The sequence below is a fragment of the Sphingobium sp. CR28 genome (genome assembly GCF_052327305.1).
Classification (GTDB): domain Bacteria; phylum Pseudomonadota; class Alphaproteobacteria; order Sphingomonadales; family Sphingomonadaceae; genus Sphingobium.
Map to the genome: position 1 here is coordinate 1,571,643 of NZ_CP182486.1, position 16,189 is coordinate 1,587,831.

Here is a 16,189-nt window from a genome sequence, read left to right on the forward strand (position 1 = left end):
AGCCTACGATTGATCACTGGTAGCGCTAACAAAAAAAGGGCCGCCCGAAGGCAGCCCGTAATAAGTTTTTAGGAGAGGATGCCTGAAAGGCCCGTCCTATGTGCCTCGAGAACGGCTGCTTCGCAACTGCGAAAGACGCGTTTCCAGTTGCAAATTATGCAACTGGTAGAGAAAGCACGCCTTAGTGAGCCGCTTGAGCGCCTCGTTCCAGCCCGGATGCGGCCAGTTGCGCGTCGATTTGCGTCATCAGATGATCGAGACCGGCTTGGGTTTTCGCCTCCGCACGGGCCACGAGAACGTCTTGCGTGTTGGAGGCTCGTAACAGCCACCATCCCTCCGAAGTCGTCACGCGCGCGCCGTCGGTATCATCCACGGTCGCGCCCTCGGCCTTGAGTCGCGCCTTTACCTCATCGATCACCGCGAACTTGCGGCTTTCATCGACCTGAAAGCGAAGCTCGGGCGTATTCACCATGTCGGGCATCTCGCCACGAAGCTGCGTCATGCTCTTGCCGGACGCCGTGACGGCGCGAATCAGGCGCACGGCGGCGTATTGGGCATCATCGAAGCCATAATATTCATGCGCGAAGAAGATGTGGCCGCTCATCTCGCCTGCCAGCGGGCTGCCGGTCTCCTTCATCTTCGATTTGACGAGGCTGTGGCCCGTCTTCCACATCAGCGGCTTGCCGCCCAGTTCCGCCACGCGATCGAACAGCGCCTGACTGGCCTTCACGTCCGCGATGATGGTGGCGCCCGGCTGATCCTTCAGAACCGGCTCGGCGAGAATCGCGAGCAGCTGATCGCCCCAGATGATTCGCCCCTCGCCGTCGATCGCACCGATCCGATCGCCGTCGCCGTCGAATGCGAACCCAAAGTCAAGCGACTTCTCCGCGACGAGCGCCCTCAGATCGGCAAGGTTCTTCTCTTCGGTGGGGTCGGGATGATGATTGGGAAAATTGCCGTCCACATCCGTGAAGAGCGTAAAATGCTCGCCCGGAAGCAGCTTGACGAGCTTGTCGACGACGGGCCCGGCCGCGCCGTTCCCCGCGTCCCAGCCGATCCGGTAGCCCTTGCCGTCGAACCCTTCGACCAGCCGCGCGACATACCGGTCGAGAATGTCCAGCTGCTCGCTGCCAGCCGAGCCGTCATCCCAGTCGCCGCTTGCCGCCATGGTGCCCAGCTTCTGGATATCCGCGCCGAAAAACGGGCGGTGCTGAAACACCATCTTGAAGCCGTTATAATTGGCCGGATTATGGCTGCCGGTTATCTGGATGCCACCATCCACATCCAGCACGGCCTCGGCATAATAGAGCATCGGGGTCGGCCCCATGCCGATCCGCACTGCGTGAATGCCGCTGTCATTGAGGCCACGGACGAGCGCCTCCTCCAGCACCGGCGAGCTCAACCGTCCGTCATATCCCACAGCGGCGCTACGCCCGCGTGCCCGCGCGACCAGCGTGCCGAAACCGCGCCCGATCGCATAGGCATCATCCTCCCCTAGTGTCTCGCCGATAATCCCCCGAATGTCATATTCACGGAGCGAGGTGGGATGGAACTGATGGGTCAAGCAAAGCCTCCTGAAAGGAAATCGAAGATGGGGTGGGATATGCAGCCTCTAGCGGCCAATACAAATAACCGGCTGATGCAAAAGTTTCACGACAGATGATCGTCCAGCAAAAGATCGCGCGCTAAGTTCAGACGGGCAGCGATATCCGTGGCGCCGCCGGCATCGGGATGATGGCGCGCAATGAGCCGCCGATGAGCGGCAACGATGGTTTCCCGGCCAGCATGGCGGGAGACGCCCAGGAGAGCCCGCGCCTCGCGCCGTCGCCGCTCCACCGCATCCTCTTCGACCGCCGTGCCCCGTGAACGCTGAGTGCGCCCCGACCAGAGAAGCGCGCCGAGCACCAGTCCTCCGCCAACGAACAATTCGCCTTTCACGGCAAGCAAAGCCCCGAGCAGAGCAAGGGCAGCCGGCATGAGCAATTGCCGCCCCCGCAATCTGGCAAATGTGCGCCGCCCGCCGGGTGTGAGAATGAGGGTCGCCGCCAACGCCAGCGCAGCAAGCAGCAAGATCATTCCTCAGCCTCAGGCTGCGCTTTGCGCCATTGCCGCGCGCTGCGGCAGTGGCAGCGACAAGCCCGTAATCATCTCGCGCAGCTCCTGCCGGGCAGCGACATGGCTGACGCCCAGTTCGCCCAGATGGCCGCGATCGAGCAAGGTGAGGCCGGACGGGAAGAGCTCGCGGAAAATGACGCGCTCGGAGAGCCCGGGAATGACGCGGAAGCCGACTCGGCGGGATAGCTCGGTGAGCGCCTCGCCAACGCGCTTCTGGTTGCGCGCCTCCATATGATGAAGGCGATTGCGCAACACGACCCAGTCGATCGACACGCCGTCGGCCATGGCGCGGGTCTTGCGGGTCTCGAAAATCAGCTCCGAATAAAAGCTCAGTTTGCGGACCTTGAAGGTCTCGGCATCGACCTGCCCGATCAGATCGAAATCGACGAAGCTGTCGTTCATCGGGGTAACGAGCGTATTGGCGCGCGCTGCCGCATAGCGCGCGAGAGGATCGTCGCGACCGGGCGTATCGATCACGATCACTTCGAACTCTTCGGCCAGTTCGGCGATCAGCGCATTGAAGCCCTCGATCGAGCCGCTGGAGAACACCCGATACGCAGGCGTGGGCAGCGAAATCTCCCTGCGCCGCGCCGTCTCGGACCGGTTTTCGAGATAGCGGGCGACGGTGCGCTGGCGATGATCGAGATCGACGACGGCGACCTTCACGTCCCGCATCGCAAGTGCGACCGCAGTATGGACACAACTCGTCGACTTGCCAGTGCCGCCTTTTTCATTGGCGAATACGACGAAATGAGGCGACGGACTGACCATGAGCGCGCTTCTCTCCGCTTCCGGTTGTGCGCGCTTGACCGCGCGCGAGGGGATGACCAAGGGAAGCCATCGGCCCCTGGGCCAGCCCTTATCGGAGCACTGACGGGCGTGCAAACCTTCCGTGAAATCGACGAGCTTCGCGCAGGAATGACGGCACTTCGCGCGGGCGGCGAGCGCATCGCCCTTGTGCCCACAATGGGCGCACTCCATGCCGGACATATGGCTCTGGTCGCGGAAGCGCGGCGGCGGGCAGCCCATGTCGTGGTCTCCATCTTCGTCAATCCCACCCAGTTTGCCCCGAACGAGGATTTCGACGCCTATCCGCGCCGCGAGGCCAGCGACGCCGCGCTGCTCCGCGAGAACGGCGTGAGCGCGCTATGGGCGCCGGGCGTCACGGTCATGTATCCGCAAGGCTTTGCGAGCAGCATTCATGTCGGCGGCGTGACCGAAGGGCTAGACGGCGCGGCGAGGCCCGGCCATTTCGAGGGGGTGGCGACAGTGGTCGCCAAGCTGTTCGGTCAGGTGAAGCCCGATGTCGCCTGCTTCGGCGAGAAGGATTATCAACAACTCGCGATGATCCGGCGCATGGCGACGGACCTCGACATGGGGATCGAGATCGTCGGCGTGCCGACCGAACGCGAAGCGGACGGCCTCGCCCTCTCCTCACGCAATGCCTATCTCTCCGCAGATGAGCGCGCGCGGGCCGTGGCGCTTCCGCGTGCACTGGGCGCAGCCGCAAAGGCGATCGAGGCGGGGGCCGCTGTCGACGCGACGCTGGCGGACGCGCGTGCGGCGCTCATCACAGCGGGCTTCGGTTCGGTCGATTATGTCGCCCTTTGCGATGCCGATTCGCTTGCTCCCGTCACCCGGCTCGAACGGCCGGCCCGCTTGCTGGCCGCCGCGCGAATCGGCGCCACGCGCCTCATCGACAATATCCCGGTCGGCGCGGGCCTTGCCAGTTAACCCTAGGGAATAGCTAGAATGAGGGGACTGAACGTGACGAGGCAGGCATCGGAGCGGCCACGTTAACCATTTCTAAAAAGTCGGCATGGTTGGTTGCGATACGACACTGGGAATCCTTCAGGGGGATATATCGTGGCCAACAGTATCGAGAGTATGCGTTTTCTGATTGAGAGCCGTATGCGTGATGCGGCTCTGGGCGATGCCGACGCCCGCTATGAACTGGGCGTGGCCTATAGCTGCGGGCTCACCGGCATCGATGTCGATCTGGTCGAAGCGCACAAATGGTTCAATCTTGCCGCTCTTGCGGGCAGCGAAGAGGGGCAGGCCTGCCGGGCGGAACTCGCCGAGGAAATGACGGCCCGCCAGATCGCCGAGGCACAGCGCGAAGCGCGCGCCTGGCTGGTTCACACCGACAGGCGCCGCGCCGCCTGATCCCCGTCAGTCGCTATGCCTGAAGGGCGCGCGCGCGGCGAGCCAGTCCCGGTCATGCTCGACCTCGGCCGTCTCGCGCGCGAGAAAATCGGCCACGGCCCGCCGGAAGCCGGCATCCGCGATATAATGCGCTGACCATGTCGGCGCCGGACGATAGCCACGGGTGAGCTTGTGGCTGCCCTGCGCGCCTGCCTCCACCCGCGCCAGCCCGCGCGCGATCGCGGCGTCGATCGCCTGATAATAGCACAGCTCGAAATGGAGGAACGGCACCTCCTCGCTGCACCCCCAGTAGCGCCCGTAAAGCGTATCTGCGCCCACCAGATTGAGCGCGCCGGCGATGGGGCGACCGTCTCGCAACGCGAGCATGAGCAGCACTTTGTCGCCCATCCGTTCGCCCAGCAGTGAAAAGAAGGCGCGCGTCAGATAGGGCTGGCCCCATTTGCGGCTGCCGGTGTCCTGATAGAAGGTCCAGAAAGCATCCCAGTGCGCCTCGGTGAGATCACCGCCCGAGAGCCAGACGATTTCGAGGCCCTGCTGCGCCCGCGCTCGCTCCTTGCGAATATCCTTGCGATGACGGCTGGAAAGCGCGGCGAGGAAATCCTCGAAATCGCCATAGCCGTCGTTGGTCCAGTGGAACTGACTGTCCTGCCGGATCAGCCAGCCGGCGGCTCGGAACGCATCGAGCTGAGCGCTTTCCACGAATGTCGCATGCGCCGACGACAGGCCGTTTCCATCCACAATGGCCTCGATACCGACGATGAGCGCAGGTGCCGCGTCAGCATCGCGCAGGAGCAGGCGCGGGCCGGGCACGGGTGAAAAAGGAACGGCGATCTGCAGCTTGGGGTAATAATCGCCGCCCGCGCGCTGCCAGGCATCGGCCCACGCATGGTCGAAAACATATTCGCCCTGGCTGTGTCCCTTGGCATAGGCCGGAGCGATGGCCGCCGGGCGACCATCTGCGCCCTCGACGATGATCGGCGTCGGCGTCCAGCCCGTGCCCGGACCGACGCTGTCCGACTCCTCCAGGATCGCGAGAAAATCATGGGAGACGAAAGGATTGGCGTGTCCGGCGCAAGCGTCCCAGTCCGCCTTTGCAATGGCGCCGACGCTACCCTCGATCCGAAGAGACACAGGCGCACCGTCAGGCACTCGTCCCTCCATGGTGCGCCCTCGCCATCATGCGATGGCGCTCAGTCGCGGATGCGGACGATCGCATCCACTTCAACACAGGCCCCAAGCGGGAGAGCGGGCACGCCGACCGCACTGCGCGCGTGCCTGCCGCTTTCGCCGAACACCTTGCCCATCAGTTCGGACGCGCCGTTCACAACCTTGGGCTGATCGATGAAATCGGGCGTGCAAGCGACGAAGCCGCCGAGCTTCACGATCTGGCTGACGCGATCGAGATCGCCGAGCGCCGCCTTCATCTGGGCAATGAGCATCAGGCCGCAGCGTTCGGCCGCAGCGGCACCCTGCGCGATGTCGACATCGTCACCGAGCCTGCCCTTGATGAGAGTCCCATCCGCCGCGAACGGCAGCTGCCCGCTGATATGAAGAAAGCCGTCCGTGATTACCGTAGGCACATAGGCCGCGACGGGCGCGGCAGGCTCCGGAAGGACGAGGCCGAGAAGGGCGAGTTGTTGTTCGAACTGGCTCATATCCCCTGCATCACCACTCGCGAGGCCATGCGTCAAGGGCGGGAGTAGCCGAAGCGGGCGACAGACCGCTCGGCATCCTCGATCCGCGCCGCGATCCAGCGCTCGGCACGTGCCCAGTCGTCCAGCCGGGCGTGAGCCTCTGGCGCGGGCGGATAGTGCCCCGCCATTTCCGGCTCGCCCACCATATGCAGCCGCCAGACGCCTGGCGTGGAGGCGGCCACCGAGACGTGGTTGCTTTGCAGATCGTCCACGAAGATCGTCACCAGCGGGTCGGCAGCGGCGATCAGACGAGCGACAGCTGGCCCCTTGCCGCCGTGGTTGCCGACAACCGGAAAGGCGAGACCGCAGTCCGACAGCTGCGTGGTCCGAGCGAGGGCGAGCGTATCGCCGATATTGGTGAGGATGACGATGTCGGCGCGCTCCGCCAGCCGGTTCATGGCTTCGACCGCGCCCGCGATCGGCGATTGCCGCGCCATCTCGGTCTCGAAGAAGGCCGAGAGCAACGGCCAGATCTGTGCGCGCGTCACTGGATCGCCGCTGGCCTTGTGACGAAGCGCGTCTTCGAAACCGAGCGAGAAGTCGAAGTGGATGTCGTGGATTTCTTCCAGCCATGCCCGGAACGGCACGACCATGTGCAGCAGCACTTCATCGCAATCGCTGATGATGAGCGGACGACGCATCACGAGCGCAGCCTTTCGCGCGCGGCGACGATCTGCTCCGGCCGCAGGTCGAGCTCATCGGCGCAGCGCAGCAGATCCGGCTCATAATCGAGGAGAAAGTCCAGGATCGCGCCCAGTTGAGCGGGGTTGCCAACCGCCGCTCTCAGCCCATCGGCGGAGAGCCCCGTCACGTCGAGCATGCGTTCGGCTCGCCGCTGATCGCCGACGATCCATCCCACAACATGCAGGGCCGTAGTTTCATCGCGCTCGTCCATGTGCAATAGCCTATGAAATTCGCCCTCGGCAGCGCGCGCGCCAGCCGCACGGCCCGGCAAGATGGAGTCCTGGTGGCAAAGCGCGTCCTGGTTGTCGAGGACAACGAGCTCAATCTCAAGCTTTTCTGCGACCTTTTACGGGCGCATGGCTATGAGACACGTCCCGTGCGGGACAGCCGCGAGGCAATGCGTGAAGCGACGGACTTCGCTCCCGATCTCATCGTGACGGACATCCAGCTCCCCCATGTGACCGGGCTGGAGCTGATCGAGTCCTTCCGGCAGGATCAGTCCCTTTCGCAAGTCCCGATCATGGCAGTGACAGCCTATGCCGGCATGGGCGACGAAGAGCGCATCCGCACTGCGGGCGCCAACGCCTATGTGTCCAAGCCGATTTCTGTGATGCGCTTTCTGGAAACCGTTCAGTCTCTGGCCTGAGCGCCGACAGCGGACACGCAAAAAGGGCGCGGCCGCGAGGCAGCGCCCTTTTACATCAAGGAAGCTCACCACCCCTTGGGAGTGGCGCGCGTCTTACTTGATCTTGGCTTCCTTGAACTCGACGTGCTTGCGCACGACGGGATCATATTTGCGGAAGGAAAACTTCTCCGTCTGAGTGCGCGGATTCTTCTTTGTTACGTAGAAGAAGCCGGTGTCAGCCGAGCTGACGAGACGAATCTTGACGGTGGCTGGCTTGGCCATACCCTTGTCCTTGCTAGCCCGTGGAAGACGGAACGGCGGTTGGCCGTGCCATGTGCCGGGCAGTTGAAAAGCAAAAGCGGCGTCGCGCGCCGCTTCTCGAAGCTGCGCCCATGATGGAATCGGTACAGCTTGTCAAGGCGACAGCCGCCACACCCACCTGCATACGCCGCTTTTTCAGGCCCTTCACATGCAATTAACCACATTAGGGCAAGCTGCGCTGGCAGAGGAGGGACAATCCATGGGCCATGAAGGGATGATGCTGGTCCGCGCGGCACTGGTCGCACGAATCGAAGCGCTGATACAGCAATGCGCCGAAATGCGCCTGGCAGCACTGAGCGAGGAGCTGGACGCGATCCGGACGACAGCCCGGCGCCACGGCCTCCAGCCGGTCGAGCGGCTGGCCAGCCTGCTCGCGTCGGTCATCGTCTATAATGGCCATCGTCAGATCGCGCATAATTATCTCAGCCTCATGCTGGATGCAGCGACCTGCATCGACGATCGACCGGACGTCGCTTCGGCCTATCTCGCGGCAGCGAGCCTGCGGGGATGTCACCCGCGAATATAGGGGCCGGGCTGCGCGCCGCTCCGCAATCGAGCGGGTCGATCAATGTCGACTAAATTATCCGCCATGAACGTCGTTTCGCCAGCGGCACCATATGGTAATTGAAGCGTTCCTCGACCATCTACGTTTCAAGAAACCGCAGGAGTGCCAAGATGACCGACGCTGCCCTGAAAACCCCCACGGACCTGAAGTCTAACGCCACCAAATCCGTGGCGGACGCGCTCAACGCCTCGCTGGCGGACAGCTTCGCGCTGTTCCTGAAGACCAAGAACTTCCATTGGCACGTCTCCGGTCCGCACTTCCGCGACTATCATTTGCTGTTCGATGAGCAGGCGGCGGAAATCCTCGCCACGACCGACGATATTGCCGAGCGTGTCCGCAAGACCGGCAATACCACTTTGCGGTCGATCAGCGACATTAGCCGGCGCCAATCGCGCAAGGACAATGACGCCGATTACGTCTCGCCCAAGGATATGCTGGCCGAACTGCGCGAGGACAATCTCGCGCTGGTCGAGGCGTTCCGGGTCGTGAAGGAAGCGGCGGAGAAGGCCGGAGACAATGCGACCAGCGGCATTGTCGACGACTGGACCGACCTCGCCGAGAAGCGCGCATGGTTCCTCTTCGAGGCCGCGCAGGGCGCCTGATCGGCAGCCTCTTCTACCGACAAGGCAACAAAAAGGGCCGGTGGCGAAAGCCCCGGCCCTCTTCATGTGTCCGCTGAAGCGGAGCGACTTATTCGGCGCGGGTCTGCAGATTGACGGCCGCGTACTTACCGCGACGGTCCACCTCAAGCTCGAACTCGAGCCGATCGCCTTCGTTAAGCGACGACATGCCCGCACGCTCCACGGCGCTGATGTGCACGAACGCATCCGGCTGGCCGTCATCGCGCTGAATGAAGCCGAAGCCCTTCATCGCGTTGAAGAACTTGACCGTTCCGCTGGCCTTCTCACCCGTGAGCTGACGCTGGGGACCACGCTCGCGCGGGGCCGCCTCGAAACCGCCACCCGGACGCTCCGGAACCGGCAGAGGCTCGCCTTCGATCTTCAGCTCGGTCGCGGAGACCTTGCCACCACGATCAACAAGCGTGAACTTGAGCGGCTGGCCTTCGGCAAGACCAGTCAGGCCGGCCTGCTCTACTGCGCTGATATGAACGAACACGTCTTCGCCGCCAGCATCCTGGACGATGAAGCCGAATCCCTTCTGCGCGTTGAAGAACTTGACGACACCGGAGCCTTCTCCGACGACCTGAGCCGGCATGCCACCGCCACCACCGCCGCCGCGACCACCGCCGAAACCGCCACCGCCGCCGCCGCGGAACCCGCCGCCACCGCCGCCGCCGAAGCCGCCGCGATCACCACCGCCAAAGCCACCGCGATCGCCACCAAAGCCACCACGATCTCCGCCGAAGCCACCGCGCGAGCCGCCGAAACCACCGCCAAAATCAGAATTGCCGCCGAACGAGTCTTCGCCGAACCCGTCCCGCTTGTCCCTGCCGCGCCCACGGCGCCCTCTGTCAAAACTCATGCCCTGTTAGTCACTTTCGCTCGTCCTCGGGATCATCGTCATCGCCCATGCCGGACGACGGACACAGGGACTCAGCCGACTCTCGATTTATCGGCGCAAGCCTTGTGTATAACCTGATTCGCAGCGAGTCGCGAAATAATTGTGCGATGAAACGAAACTTGGCCCCGTCAGGATCATTTGAGGACCAAATTAAGGCATGGCAGGCAAGTCGAGAGCGATTGAGTCGGGCAGTTCCCTCGCATAAGGGAAGGTGATGACCGTTTATTTTCATGAAGAAGATCTGCCCGCCGACGTGCTGGCCAGTGGACCCGTCGCCATCGATACCGAGACCATGGGCCTCATCACCCCGCGCGACCGGCTTTGCCTGGTTCAGATCAGCGATGGCGGGGGCAACGAGCATCTCGTCCGGTTCGGCCCGGACAGCAGCTACGCCGCGCCGAATCTGCGGGCAGTCATTACAGACCCGGCACGCCTCAAGCTCTTCCATTTCGGCCGCTTCGACATTGCTGCGCTCCAGCATTATCTGGGGGCGCTCGCGGCGCCGGTCTACTGCACCAAGATCGCTTCGCGGCTGATACGCACCTATACCGACCGGCATGGCTTGAAAGAGCTGGTGCGCGAGCTGCTCGGCATCGACATCAGCAAGCAGCAGCAGAGCTCGGACTGGGGCGGACCAGTGCTCAGCGACGCCCAGCGCGATTATGCCGCGTCGGACGTGCGCTACCTCCATCAGCTCAAGGCCGAGCTGGACAAGCGCCTGGAGCGCGAGGGACGCACCGCGCTGGCGCAGGCCTGCTTCGACTTTCTCCCGCATCGCGCGCAGCTCGATCTCGCCGGATGGCCGGAGATCGACATCTTCGCGCATGGCTGACCTCAGCGACGTCATCGGGCCGATGGCGGGCGGTGCTGCCCCCGCTCTGCGTGGCAGCCATCGCGCCTGGGCGCTGCCGGGTGGCAGCCACGATCGGCTCGTCGCCATCCTCAAGATGGTCCTGCCCGTGTCGGTCGGCCTTCTCACTGCCTTTCTCGCTGTTGCGCCTTTCTCGCAGAGTTCCGAGGTCAGCTTCGTGCTCGACAAGAACAAGGTGGATGTCGCGAGCGAGCGGCTCAAAGTGGTGCAGGCCGTCTATCGCGGCGAAGATTCACAAGGGCGGCCTTTCTCGCTGCGGGCAGGGTCGGCGCTTCAGAAGAGTTCGCGTGAGCGCGTCGTGCAGCTCAATGATCTGGAAGCACGACTGAAGCTGAAAGACGATTCGGCCGTAATGACCGCGCGGCAGGGGCACTATGACATGGCGAACGAGAAGGTCGCTATCGATGGCCCCGTTCAGTTCCAGTCATCCAACGGATATCGCTTCACGACGCGCGATGTGGATGTCGACCTGACCAGCCGCAAATTGCAGAGCCGCTCGGAAGTGGACGGGCGGATGCCCATCGGAACGTTCAGCGCACAGCGCCTGAACGCTGATCTCGAAGCTCGGACTGTATCCCTGAACGGCCGGGCGCGCTTGCGCATTGACCAGAATGGCCTCAAAGGATCGCAATGATGCGCGCTCGTCTCGCCCTTTCGGCCCTGCTCGTCGTCCTTCCCGGCCCTGCGGTGCTCGCCCAGACGCTGAAAGGGCACAACACCAATGCGCCGGTCGATTTCACGGCCGACCGCATTGAGGTGCAGGATCGCGCCGACCGTGTCGTGGTCAGCGGGAACGTGGTCGTGAAACAGGCCGGCATGACGATGACGGCGCAGCGGCTCACGGTTGCCTATCATCAGGCCGGCGGCGTGGAGATAGACCGGATGGACGCTTCGGGCGGCGTCGTCGTCACGCGCGCCAACGAGCGGGCGAGCGGGAACGTGGCCATCTACGATCTCAACCGGCGGCTCATCACCATGGTCGGTAGCGTGCAACTCACTCAGGGCGCGAACCGGCTGAGCGGCCAGCGCCTGCTCATCGATCTCGCCAGTGGACGCTCGACGGTCGATGGCCGGGCAAGCGGCGCTCCAGGCACAGGCACGTCGTCATCGGGCCGAGTCTCCGGCACGTTCAAGGTGCGCCCGTCCGGCAACTGACCAGAGGAACCGCGCTGGTTGCCTCGCTCCCGCGTTGCACAATCCCGCCAATTTCACGTTGCGGCCACGGCCGGAACATGCGAGCAACCCCGCCAACATGACCGGCAAAGCCATGGGGAACACTGGATGAATGGGATCGCGGCCGCCGAGCCCGCCGACTTCTCGCCCACAGGCGATGACAGCGTAGGCCATCGCCTGCAGGTGATCTCCATTGCCAAGAGCTACGACAAGCGCGTCGTGCTTGCAGACGTTTCCCTGTCCGTCGGCGAAGGCGAGGTCGTCGGCCTGCTCGGCCCCAATGGCGCGGGCAAGACAACCTGCTTCTACTCGATTATGGGCCTGGTGAAGCCCGATGCCGGCCGCATCATCCTGGAGGGGGTCGATATTACGGGCCTGCCCATGTATCGCCGGGCGATCCTGGGTCTGGGCTATCTGCCGCAGGAAACCTCGATCTTTCGCGGCATGACCGTGGAGCAGAATATCCTCGCCGTGCTAGAGCTTGCCGAACCGGACAAGGCGGCCCGCGCGGAAAAGCTGGAAACCCTCCTCGGCGAGTTCGGCCTCACTCGATTGCGCTCCAGCCCAGCCATGGCGCTGTCCGGCGGTGAGCGGCGCCGCTGCGAGATTGCGCGCGCGCTCGCGGCCAGTCCCTCCATCGTGCTGCTGGACGAGCCCTTCGCTGGTATCGATCCGCTTTCCATCGCCGACATTCGCGATCTCGTGAAGGATCTGAAGACGCGCGGCATCGGCGTCCTCATCACCGATCATAATGTCCGCGAGACGCTGGAAATCGTGGACCGCGCCTGCATCATCTATGATGGCAAGGTGCTGTTCGCGGGCCGCCCGGACGAACTGGTCGCCAATGCCGACGTCCGCCGCCTCTATCTGGGCGAAAGCTTCTCGCTCTGACCATGCCGCACCGGGGCGCCTGATATGGCGATCGCGCCGCGTCTGGACTTGAGACAAAGCCAGTCTCTGGTCATGACGCCTCAGCTCCAGCAGGCAATCAAGCTGCTGGCGCTCTCCAATCTGGAGCTCGAAGGCTTCATTGCCGGCGAGCTTGAGCGCAACCCGTTGCTCGAAGCCGCCGACCGCGAACCGGAGGGGACCCGAGAGGCGCCGGAAACCGGCCTCTCCTCCGATCCGGAAGCCGGTGTCGATCAGGCGATCGCGATCGGCGCGGGCGGAGAGTCTCCGCTCGACATCGATCATGGCGCGGAGACCTTCATCGACGATGGCCCGTCCGACCGGATGGTCGGCGAGGCAGTCGCAAGCAGTTCCTCAAGCGATTTCTCCGGGAGCAGCAATGGTCCGGGGAGCGAAGACGGCCCAGATTTCGACAGTTTCGCAGCGCCGGACATTGGCCTCCATGAGCATCTCATGGCGCAGGCCGGCGCCGTCCTGTCCGGTCTGGAGCTGCTGATTGCCAGTCAGCTGATCGGCCAGATCGATGCTGCAGGCTATCTGGAAGCGGACGTGCGCGAGGTCGCCCGGCAGCTAGGCGTCGAGCCGGATGAGGTGGAGCGCGTGCTCGCTGTGATCCATGGCTTCGATCCTTCCGGCGTGGGCGCCCGCACCCTCTCCGAATGCATCGCCATTCAGGCGCGCGAAGCCGATCGCTACGACCCCGCCATGGCGACGCTGATCGCCAATCTGGATCTGCTTGCGCGCGGCCAGCTTCCCCATTTGCGACGCATCTGCGGCGTGGACGAGGAAGACATGGCCGACATGATCCGCGAGCTGCGGAGCTATGATCCCAAGCCCGGCCTGCGCTTCGGCGGCGAAAGCGCGCCTGCGATCACGCCCGACGTTCTGATACGTGCGGCCGGCAAAGGCTGGTCCGTCGAGATCAACGGCGCGACCCTTCCCCGCCTGCTCGTCAATCAGCGCTATCACGCGGAGCTCGGCGCGACCGTTCGGGACAAGGAAGCTAAGAGCTGGCTGGCCGACTGTCTGACCAGTGCCAATTGGCTGATGCGCGCGCTCGATCAGCGCCAGCGCACCATCCTCAAAGTCACCGAAGAAATCGTCCGCCGGCAGGAGGGATTTTTCCGGGAAGGCGTAAGCCAGCTTCGCCCGCTCACGCTGCGCACCATCGCCGACGCGGTGGGCCTGCATGAGTCGACGGTGAGCCGGGTGACCAGCAACAAATATCTCGCCTGTCCGCGCGGCACATATGAACTCAAATTCTTCTTCACCAGCGCGATCCAGTCGGCCGATGGCGGGGAGGCCGCATCCGCTCAGGCCGTGAAGAGCCATATCAGAGCGCTGATTGCCGAGGAGGCGCCCGATGCGATCCTCTCGGACGACACGCTGGTCGATCTGCTGCGCGAACGGGGCTTCGACATCGCCCGGCGCACGGTCGCCAAATATCGCGAGGCGATCGGCCTTGGCTCATCCGTGCAGCGGCGGCGCCAGAAGCGACTACGCGGCGCCTGATCGCTCAGACGCCGCGCGCTCTCCAGAGATTCCGGTCCGCAAACCGGACCTCTAAACTTGTCGGCGTCTGCCCGGCTCCCACGACCGGGCAGACGCCGTGGCCTCGATCAATTCAACGTGTTCTTGATTCCCCGCCCGGCCAGAAAGCCGAGAATGAGAAAAATGGCGAACAGCGCGATGGCGAGGAAGAACAAAAACTTGGCAATGCCCACGAAACTGCCGGCGACACCACCAAAGCCGAGGAGCGCCGCAACGAGCGCAATGACGAGGCATATGATGGCAAGGCGGATCATGGCAGGCGTCCCGATGAACTGGTTGTCTGCCAAATGCTTAGCGGCGCGTTTAGGTTCCCTGCCCGACGCAGGGACGTCTATTTTTCGAGCGTCATCATGGCGGCAACGGTTTCACCCGGCACCAGCGCCTCGTCCCGGCGCACCTGCGCCTTTATCGGCAGGAGAAGCCGTCGCTTTCTTTGTGCGGGAAAACCGATGTTTGCCACCGGCTGCGCCCCACAATTGCGGTTATGCGCACCGAGCCGAAGCCCCGCTCATGTCCGCTCGCCCGGCGATGCGCGATCCGCGCGGATCGTTTCGGCGGCCTCTCCGCTAATCACGATGAAGCTTGAAGGCGGCGTTGTCGGTTCGATCTCGACAGCTTGCAGGATCGCCGCCACCACGATCGTCGTCATGACCCCCGGCCTTCCAGCCTGACGGGAACTGGCAAATTGCAGATGTCCACGCTGCCTGCCGGCTCGATGAAGAAATCATCCTTCCGGTTCGCGCGGGCATAAGCATAGCGCGCGAAGCTTTCGCTCGCCGTCGAAAGATACTGGAAGCGCGGCTGAGCGGCGCGCGGCAGGTCGCTTGCGAGGCGCACGGAGAGGATCGCGACACGCTCGGCCGGTTTCTCATAGAAGCCGAGGTCGCCCGTGCCGCGCGGCAGGCTCGAGAGATGCTCAATACCCTCGATCACGCGACCGACGACCGCGATGTTGCGATCGAGCTGGCGTGGCGCATGACCGATCACCGCGTAAAGCTCCGCACCCGTTCCTGTGTCGGGCGAGACGTTGCGCCCCACGCCGACGGAGCCATAGCAGTGCATAGGCCAGCTCTTCATCGCCCCAGCCACACGCTCGCCTGAAAAGGCGAACCCACCCGCGAACCCGGAGAAGCGCCCGGCGTCATTGGCTGGGGATAGCAGCGCGCCAATCCGAGCATCGATCGGCAGCGAACCGGAGTGGACATAGTCGCTCTCCGGCACGGGCCGCAGACCGGGAGGCAGAGGCTTGGCCTTGGCAGGATCTTCCCCGTCCGGGTCGCCCCACTGCGTCACATAATTGTCCTGCACGCGTACCACGGACATGCCGTCATACCAGTGCGCCTGCGCCAGCATGCGCATATTGGCTACCCAGCCCTGACTGAACGGCGCCGGCATCAGCTGGATCACGACGTTGCGCGCCCTCCCCGCCCGGTCCGGCGCCAGCGTCATGATGAGCAGATCCTGCGGGGCAATCGCGATCCAGTCGCCGGCCGGGGCCGCTGCGACGATCTGCGATGGCGTAACGGGCGCTGGAGTGGAGTTCGGCGGGGGTGGTGATGCGCTATTCTGCGCCGCCGCCGTGCCAGCCGCAATGATCAGCCCTAAGCCAAGGACGCGGCACATTCTGCCGCGCGTCGCCCCCTTCCCCCCTACGTCCCCCATGCCGCGCTCCTTTCCGCCGTTGCCGCCCCTTCATGCCAAGCTAAATGCCATGCCGAGGCGACTTGCGGAAGAGATCGGCCTCGTCTAGGGGACGGCGCTTCCAGAGCATGTTGCGGAGCGGTGGCCGAGTGGTCGAAGGCGCTCGCCTGGAAAGTGAGTATACGTCAAAAGCGTATCGAGGGTTCGAATCCCTCCCGCTCCGCCAAGACACTTTTTAAATTGTTGAAATATAACAGTAATTTCAGTGCAAGAATTTCTCGCCCAACATAACGTCCAACACTTGTGTTGGCCACGTTTCTGGTGACTTCGCTAGTGGGCGCGCAGAGCCGCCA

At 63.8% G+C, this 16,189-nt stretch carries 23 protein-coding genes and 1 tRNA gene; 11 read left to right on the forward strand and 13 right to left on the reverse strand.

Features of this window, described 5'->3' with window-relative positions:
- Nucleotides 1-181: 181 nt before the first annotated feature.
- From pgmG to ACNAOH_RS07460, 3 genes are all read right to left on the reverse strand, one after another.
- The gene (gene pgmG, locus ACNAOH_RS07450) at nucleotides 182-1,564 is read right to left on the reverse strand and encodes a phosphoglucomutase/phosphomannomutase PgmG (protein ID WP_443969567.1); all 1,383 of its coding nucleotides are present in this window, start codon (nucleotides 1,562-1,564) and stop codon (nucleotides 182-184) included.
- 86 nt (nucleotides 1,565-1,650) lie between these two features.
- Nucleotides 1,651-2,076, reverse strand: coding sequence for a hypothetical protein (locus ACNAOH_RS07455; RefSeq protein WP_443969568.1), 426 nt, complete (start codon nucleotides 2,074-2,076; stop codon nucleotides 1,651-1,653).
- Nucleotides 2,077-2,085: 9 nt separating this feature from the next.
- Nucleotides 2,086-2,886, reverse strand: a complete 801-nt coding sequence (locus tag ACNAOH_RS07460; protein ID WP_443969569.1) for a division plane positioning ATPase MipZ — start codon at nucleotides 2,884-2,886, stop codon at nucleotides 2,086-2,088.
- Nucleotides 2,887-2,994: 108 nt separating this feature from the next.
- Between ACNAOH_RS07460 and panC the strand changes: the two genes are divergently transcribed.
- Together panC and ACNAOH_RS07470 are read left to right on the forward strand one after the other, a co-directional pair.
- Complete coding sequence (gene panC / locus ACNAOH_RS07465; protein ID WP_443969570.1) at nucleotides 2,995-3,849, forward strand: pantoate--beta-alanine ligase; 855 nt, start codon at nucleotides 2,995-2,997, stop codon at nucleotides 3,847-3,849.
- 132 nt (nucleotides 3,850-3,981) lie between these two features.
- Complete coding sequence (locus ACNAOH_RS07470) at nucleotides 3,982-4,281, forward strand: hypothetical protein (protein WP_443969571.1); 300 nt, start codon at nucleotides 3,982-3,984, stop codon at nucleotides 4,279-4,281.
- 6 nt (nucleotides 4,282-4,287) lie between these two features.
- Here ACNAOH_RS07470 and ACNAOH_RS07475 read toward each other — a convergent pair whose 3' ends face one another.
- The 4 genes from ACNAOH_RS07475 to ACNAOH_RS07490 are packed head-to-tail and all read right to left on the reverse strand — an operon-like array spanning nucleotide 4,288 to nucleotide 6,870.
- Nucleotides 4,288-5,442 carry a GNAT family N-acetyltransferase gene (locus ACNAOH_RS07475; RefSeq protein ID WP_443969572.1) on the reverse strand — a complete coding sequence of 385 codons (1,155 nt, stop codon included), beginning with the start codon at nucleotides 5,440-5,442 and terminating at the stop codon, nucleotides 4,288-4,290.
- 29 nt (nucleotides 5,443-5,471) lie between these two features.
- On the reverse strand, nucleotides 5,472-5,936 hold the full coding sequence (locus ACNAOH_RS07480) for a RidA family protein (RefSeq protein WP_443969573.1): 465 nt from the start codon (nucleotides 5,934-5,936) through the stop codon (nucleotides 5,472-5,474).
- A gap of 32 nt (nucleotides 5,937-5,968) precedes the next feature.
- Entirely contained in the window at nucleotides 5,969-6,616 is a 648-nt protein-coding gene (locus ACNAOH_RS07485) for an HAD family hydrolase (RefSeq protein ID WP_443972077.1), read from the reverse strand.
- The gene (locus ACNAOH_RS07490; protein WP_443969574.1) at nucleotides 6,616-6,870 is read right to left on the reverse strand and encodes a DUF3572 domain-containing protein; all 255 of its coding nucleotides are present in this window, start codon (nucleotides 6,868-6,870) and stop codon (nucleotides 6,616-6,618) included. The genes ACNAOH_RS07485 and ACNAOH_RS07490 overlap by 1 nt, the downstream gene beginning before the upstream one ends.
- Before the next feature lie 72 nt (nucleotides 6,871-6,942).
- On the opposite strand from ACNAOH_RS07490, the gene ACNAOH_RS07495 reads away from it, so the two are divergent.
- The gene (locus ACNAOH_RS07495) at nucleotides 6,943-7,305 is read left to right on the forward strand and encodes a response regulator (protein WP_443969575.1); all 363 of its coding nucleotides are present in this window, start codon (nucleotides 6,943-6,945) and stop codon (nucleotides 7,303-7,305) included.
- A gap of 93 nt (nucleotides 7,306-7,398) precedes the next feature.
- Here the strand turns inward: ACNAOH_RS07495 and rpmG are convergent, their stop codons facing one another.
- On the reverse strand, nucleotides 7,399-7,566 hold the full coding sequence (gene rpmG, locus ACNAOH_RS07500; RefSeq protein WP_443969576.1) for a 50S ribosomal protein L33: 168 nt from the start codon (nucleotides 7,564-7,566) through the stop codon (nucleotides 7,399-7,401).
- 187 nt (nucleotides 7,567-7,753) lie between these two features.
- Between rpmG and ACNAOH_RS07505 the strand changes: the two genes are divergently transcribed.
- Complete coding sequence (locus ACNAOH_RS07505; protein ID WP_443969577.1) at nucleotides 7,754-8,131, forward strand: hypothetical protein; 378 nt, start codon at nucleotides 7,754-7,756, stop codon at nucleotides 8,129-8,131.
- 149 nt (nucleotides 8,132-8,280) lie between these two features.
- Nucleotides 8,281-8,772 (forward strand): Dps family protein, encoded by a 492-nt coding sequence (locus ACNAOH_RS07510; RefSeq protein ID WP_443969578.1) that lies wholly within the window; start codon nucleotides 8,281-8,283, stop codon nucleotides 8,770-8,772.
- Between the two features lie 88 nt (nucleotides 8,773-8,860).
- Here the strand turns inward: ACNAOH_RS07510 and ACNAOH_RS07515 are convergent, their stop codons facing one another.
- Nucleotides 8,861-9,652: a cold-shock protein gene (locus ACNAOH_RS07515; protein WP_443969579.1), complete on the reverse strand. Its 792-nt coding sequence runs from the start codon at nucleotides 9,650-9,652 to the stop codon at nucleotides 8,861-8,863.
- Between the two features lie 253 nt (nucleotides 9,653-9,905).
- On the opposite strand from ACNAOH_RS07515, the gene ACNAOH_RS07520 reads away from it, so the two are divergent.
- From ACNAOH_RS07520 to rpoN, 5 genes are all read left to right on the forward strand, one after another.
- On the forward strand, nucleotides 9,906-10,523 hold the full coding sequence (locus ACNAOH_RS07520) for a ribonuclease D (protein ID WP_443969580.1): 618 nt from the start codon (nucleotides 9,906-9,908) through the stop codon (nucleotides 10,521-10,523).
- Entirely contained in the window at nucleotides 10,516-11,196 is a 681-nt protein-coding gene (gene lptC, locus ACNAOH_RS07525) for an LPS export ABC transporter periplasmic protein LptC (protein ID WP_443969581.1), read from the forward strand. Before ACNAOH_RS07520 ends, lptC begins: the two co-directional genes overlap by 8 nt.
- A complete protein-coding gene (locus ACNAOH_RS07530) occupies nucleotides 11,193-11,717 on the forward strand; it encodes an LptA/OstA family protein (RefSeq protein ID WP_443969582.1) in 525 nt (174 codons plus the stop codon). Before lptC ends, ACNAOH_RS07530 begins: the two co-directional genes overlap by 4 nt.
- Before the next feature lie 126 nt (nucleotides 11,718-11,843).
- Complete coding sequence (gene lptB, locus ACNAOH_RS07535) at nucleotides 11,844-12,626, forward strand: LPS export ABC transporter ATP-binding protein (RefSeq protein WP_443969583.1); 783 nt, start codon at nucleotides 11,844-11,846, stop codon at nucleotides 12,624-12,626.
- 24 nt (nucleotides 12,627-12,650) lie between these two features.
- Complete coding sequence (gene rpoN, locus ACNAOH_RS07540; RefSeq protein WP_443969584.1) at nucleotides 12,651-14,156, forward strand: RNA polymerase factor sigma-54; 1,506 nt, start codon at nucleotides 12,651-12,653, stop codon at nucleotides 14,154-14,156.
- A gap of 107 nt (nucleotides 14,157-14,263) precedes the next feature.
- Here the strand turns inward: rpoN and ACNAOH_RS07545 are convergent, their stop codons facing one another.
- The 4 genes from ACNAOH_RS07545 to ACNAOH_RS07560 all read right to left on the reverse strand — a co-directional run bounded on the left by ACNAOH_RS07545 (nucleotide 14,264) and on the right by ACNAOH_RS07560 (nucleotide 15,818).
- On the reverse strand, nucleotides 14,264-14,449 hold the full coding sequence (locus ACNAOH_RS07545; RefSeq protein WP_443969585.1) for a DUF1328 domain-containing protein: 186 nt from the start codon (nucleotides 14,447-14,449) through the stop codon (nucleotides 14,264-14,266).
- Nucleotides 14,450-14,526: 77 nt separating this feature from the next.
- Nucleotides 14,527-14,655 carry a hypothetical protein gene (locus ACNAOH_RS07550; RefSeq protein WP_443969586.1) on the reverse strand — a complete coding sequence of 43 codons (129 nt, stop codon included), beginning with the start codon at nucleotides 14,653-14,655 and terminating at the stop codon, nucleotides 14,527-14,529.
- A gap of 48 nt (nucleotides 14,656-14,703) precedes the next feature.
- Nucleotides 14,704-14,844, reverse strand: a complete 141-nt coding sequence (locus tag ACNAOH_RS07555; RefSeq protein WP_443969587.1) for a hypothetical protein — start codon at nucleotides 14,842-14,844, stop codon at nucleotides 14,704-14,706.
- Entirely contained in the window at nucleotides 14,841-15,818 is a 978-nt protein-coding gene (locus tag ACNAOH_RS07560; protein WP_443972078.1) for a peptidylprolyl isomerase, read from the reverse strand. The genes ACNAOH_RS07555 and ACNAOH_RS07560 overlap by 4 nt, the downstream gene beginning before the upstream one ends.
- Before the next feature lie 153 nt (nucleotides 15,819-15,971).
- Between ACNAOH_RS07560 and ACNAOH_RS07565 the strand changes: the two genes are divergently transcribed.
- Nucleotides 15,972-16,062, forward strand: a tRNA-Ser gene (locus ACNAOH_RS07565).
- Nucleotides 16,063-16,189: the final 127 nt, after the last annotated feature.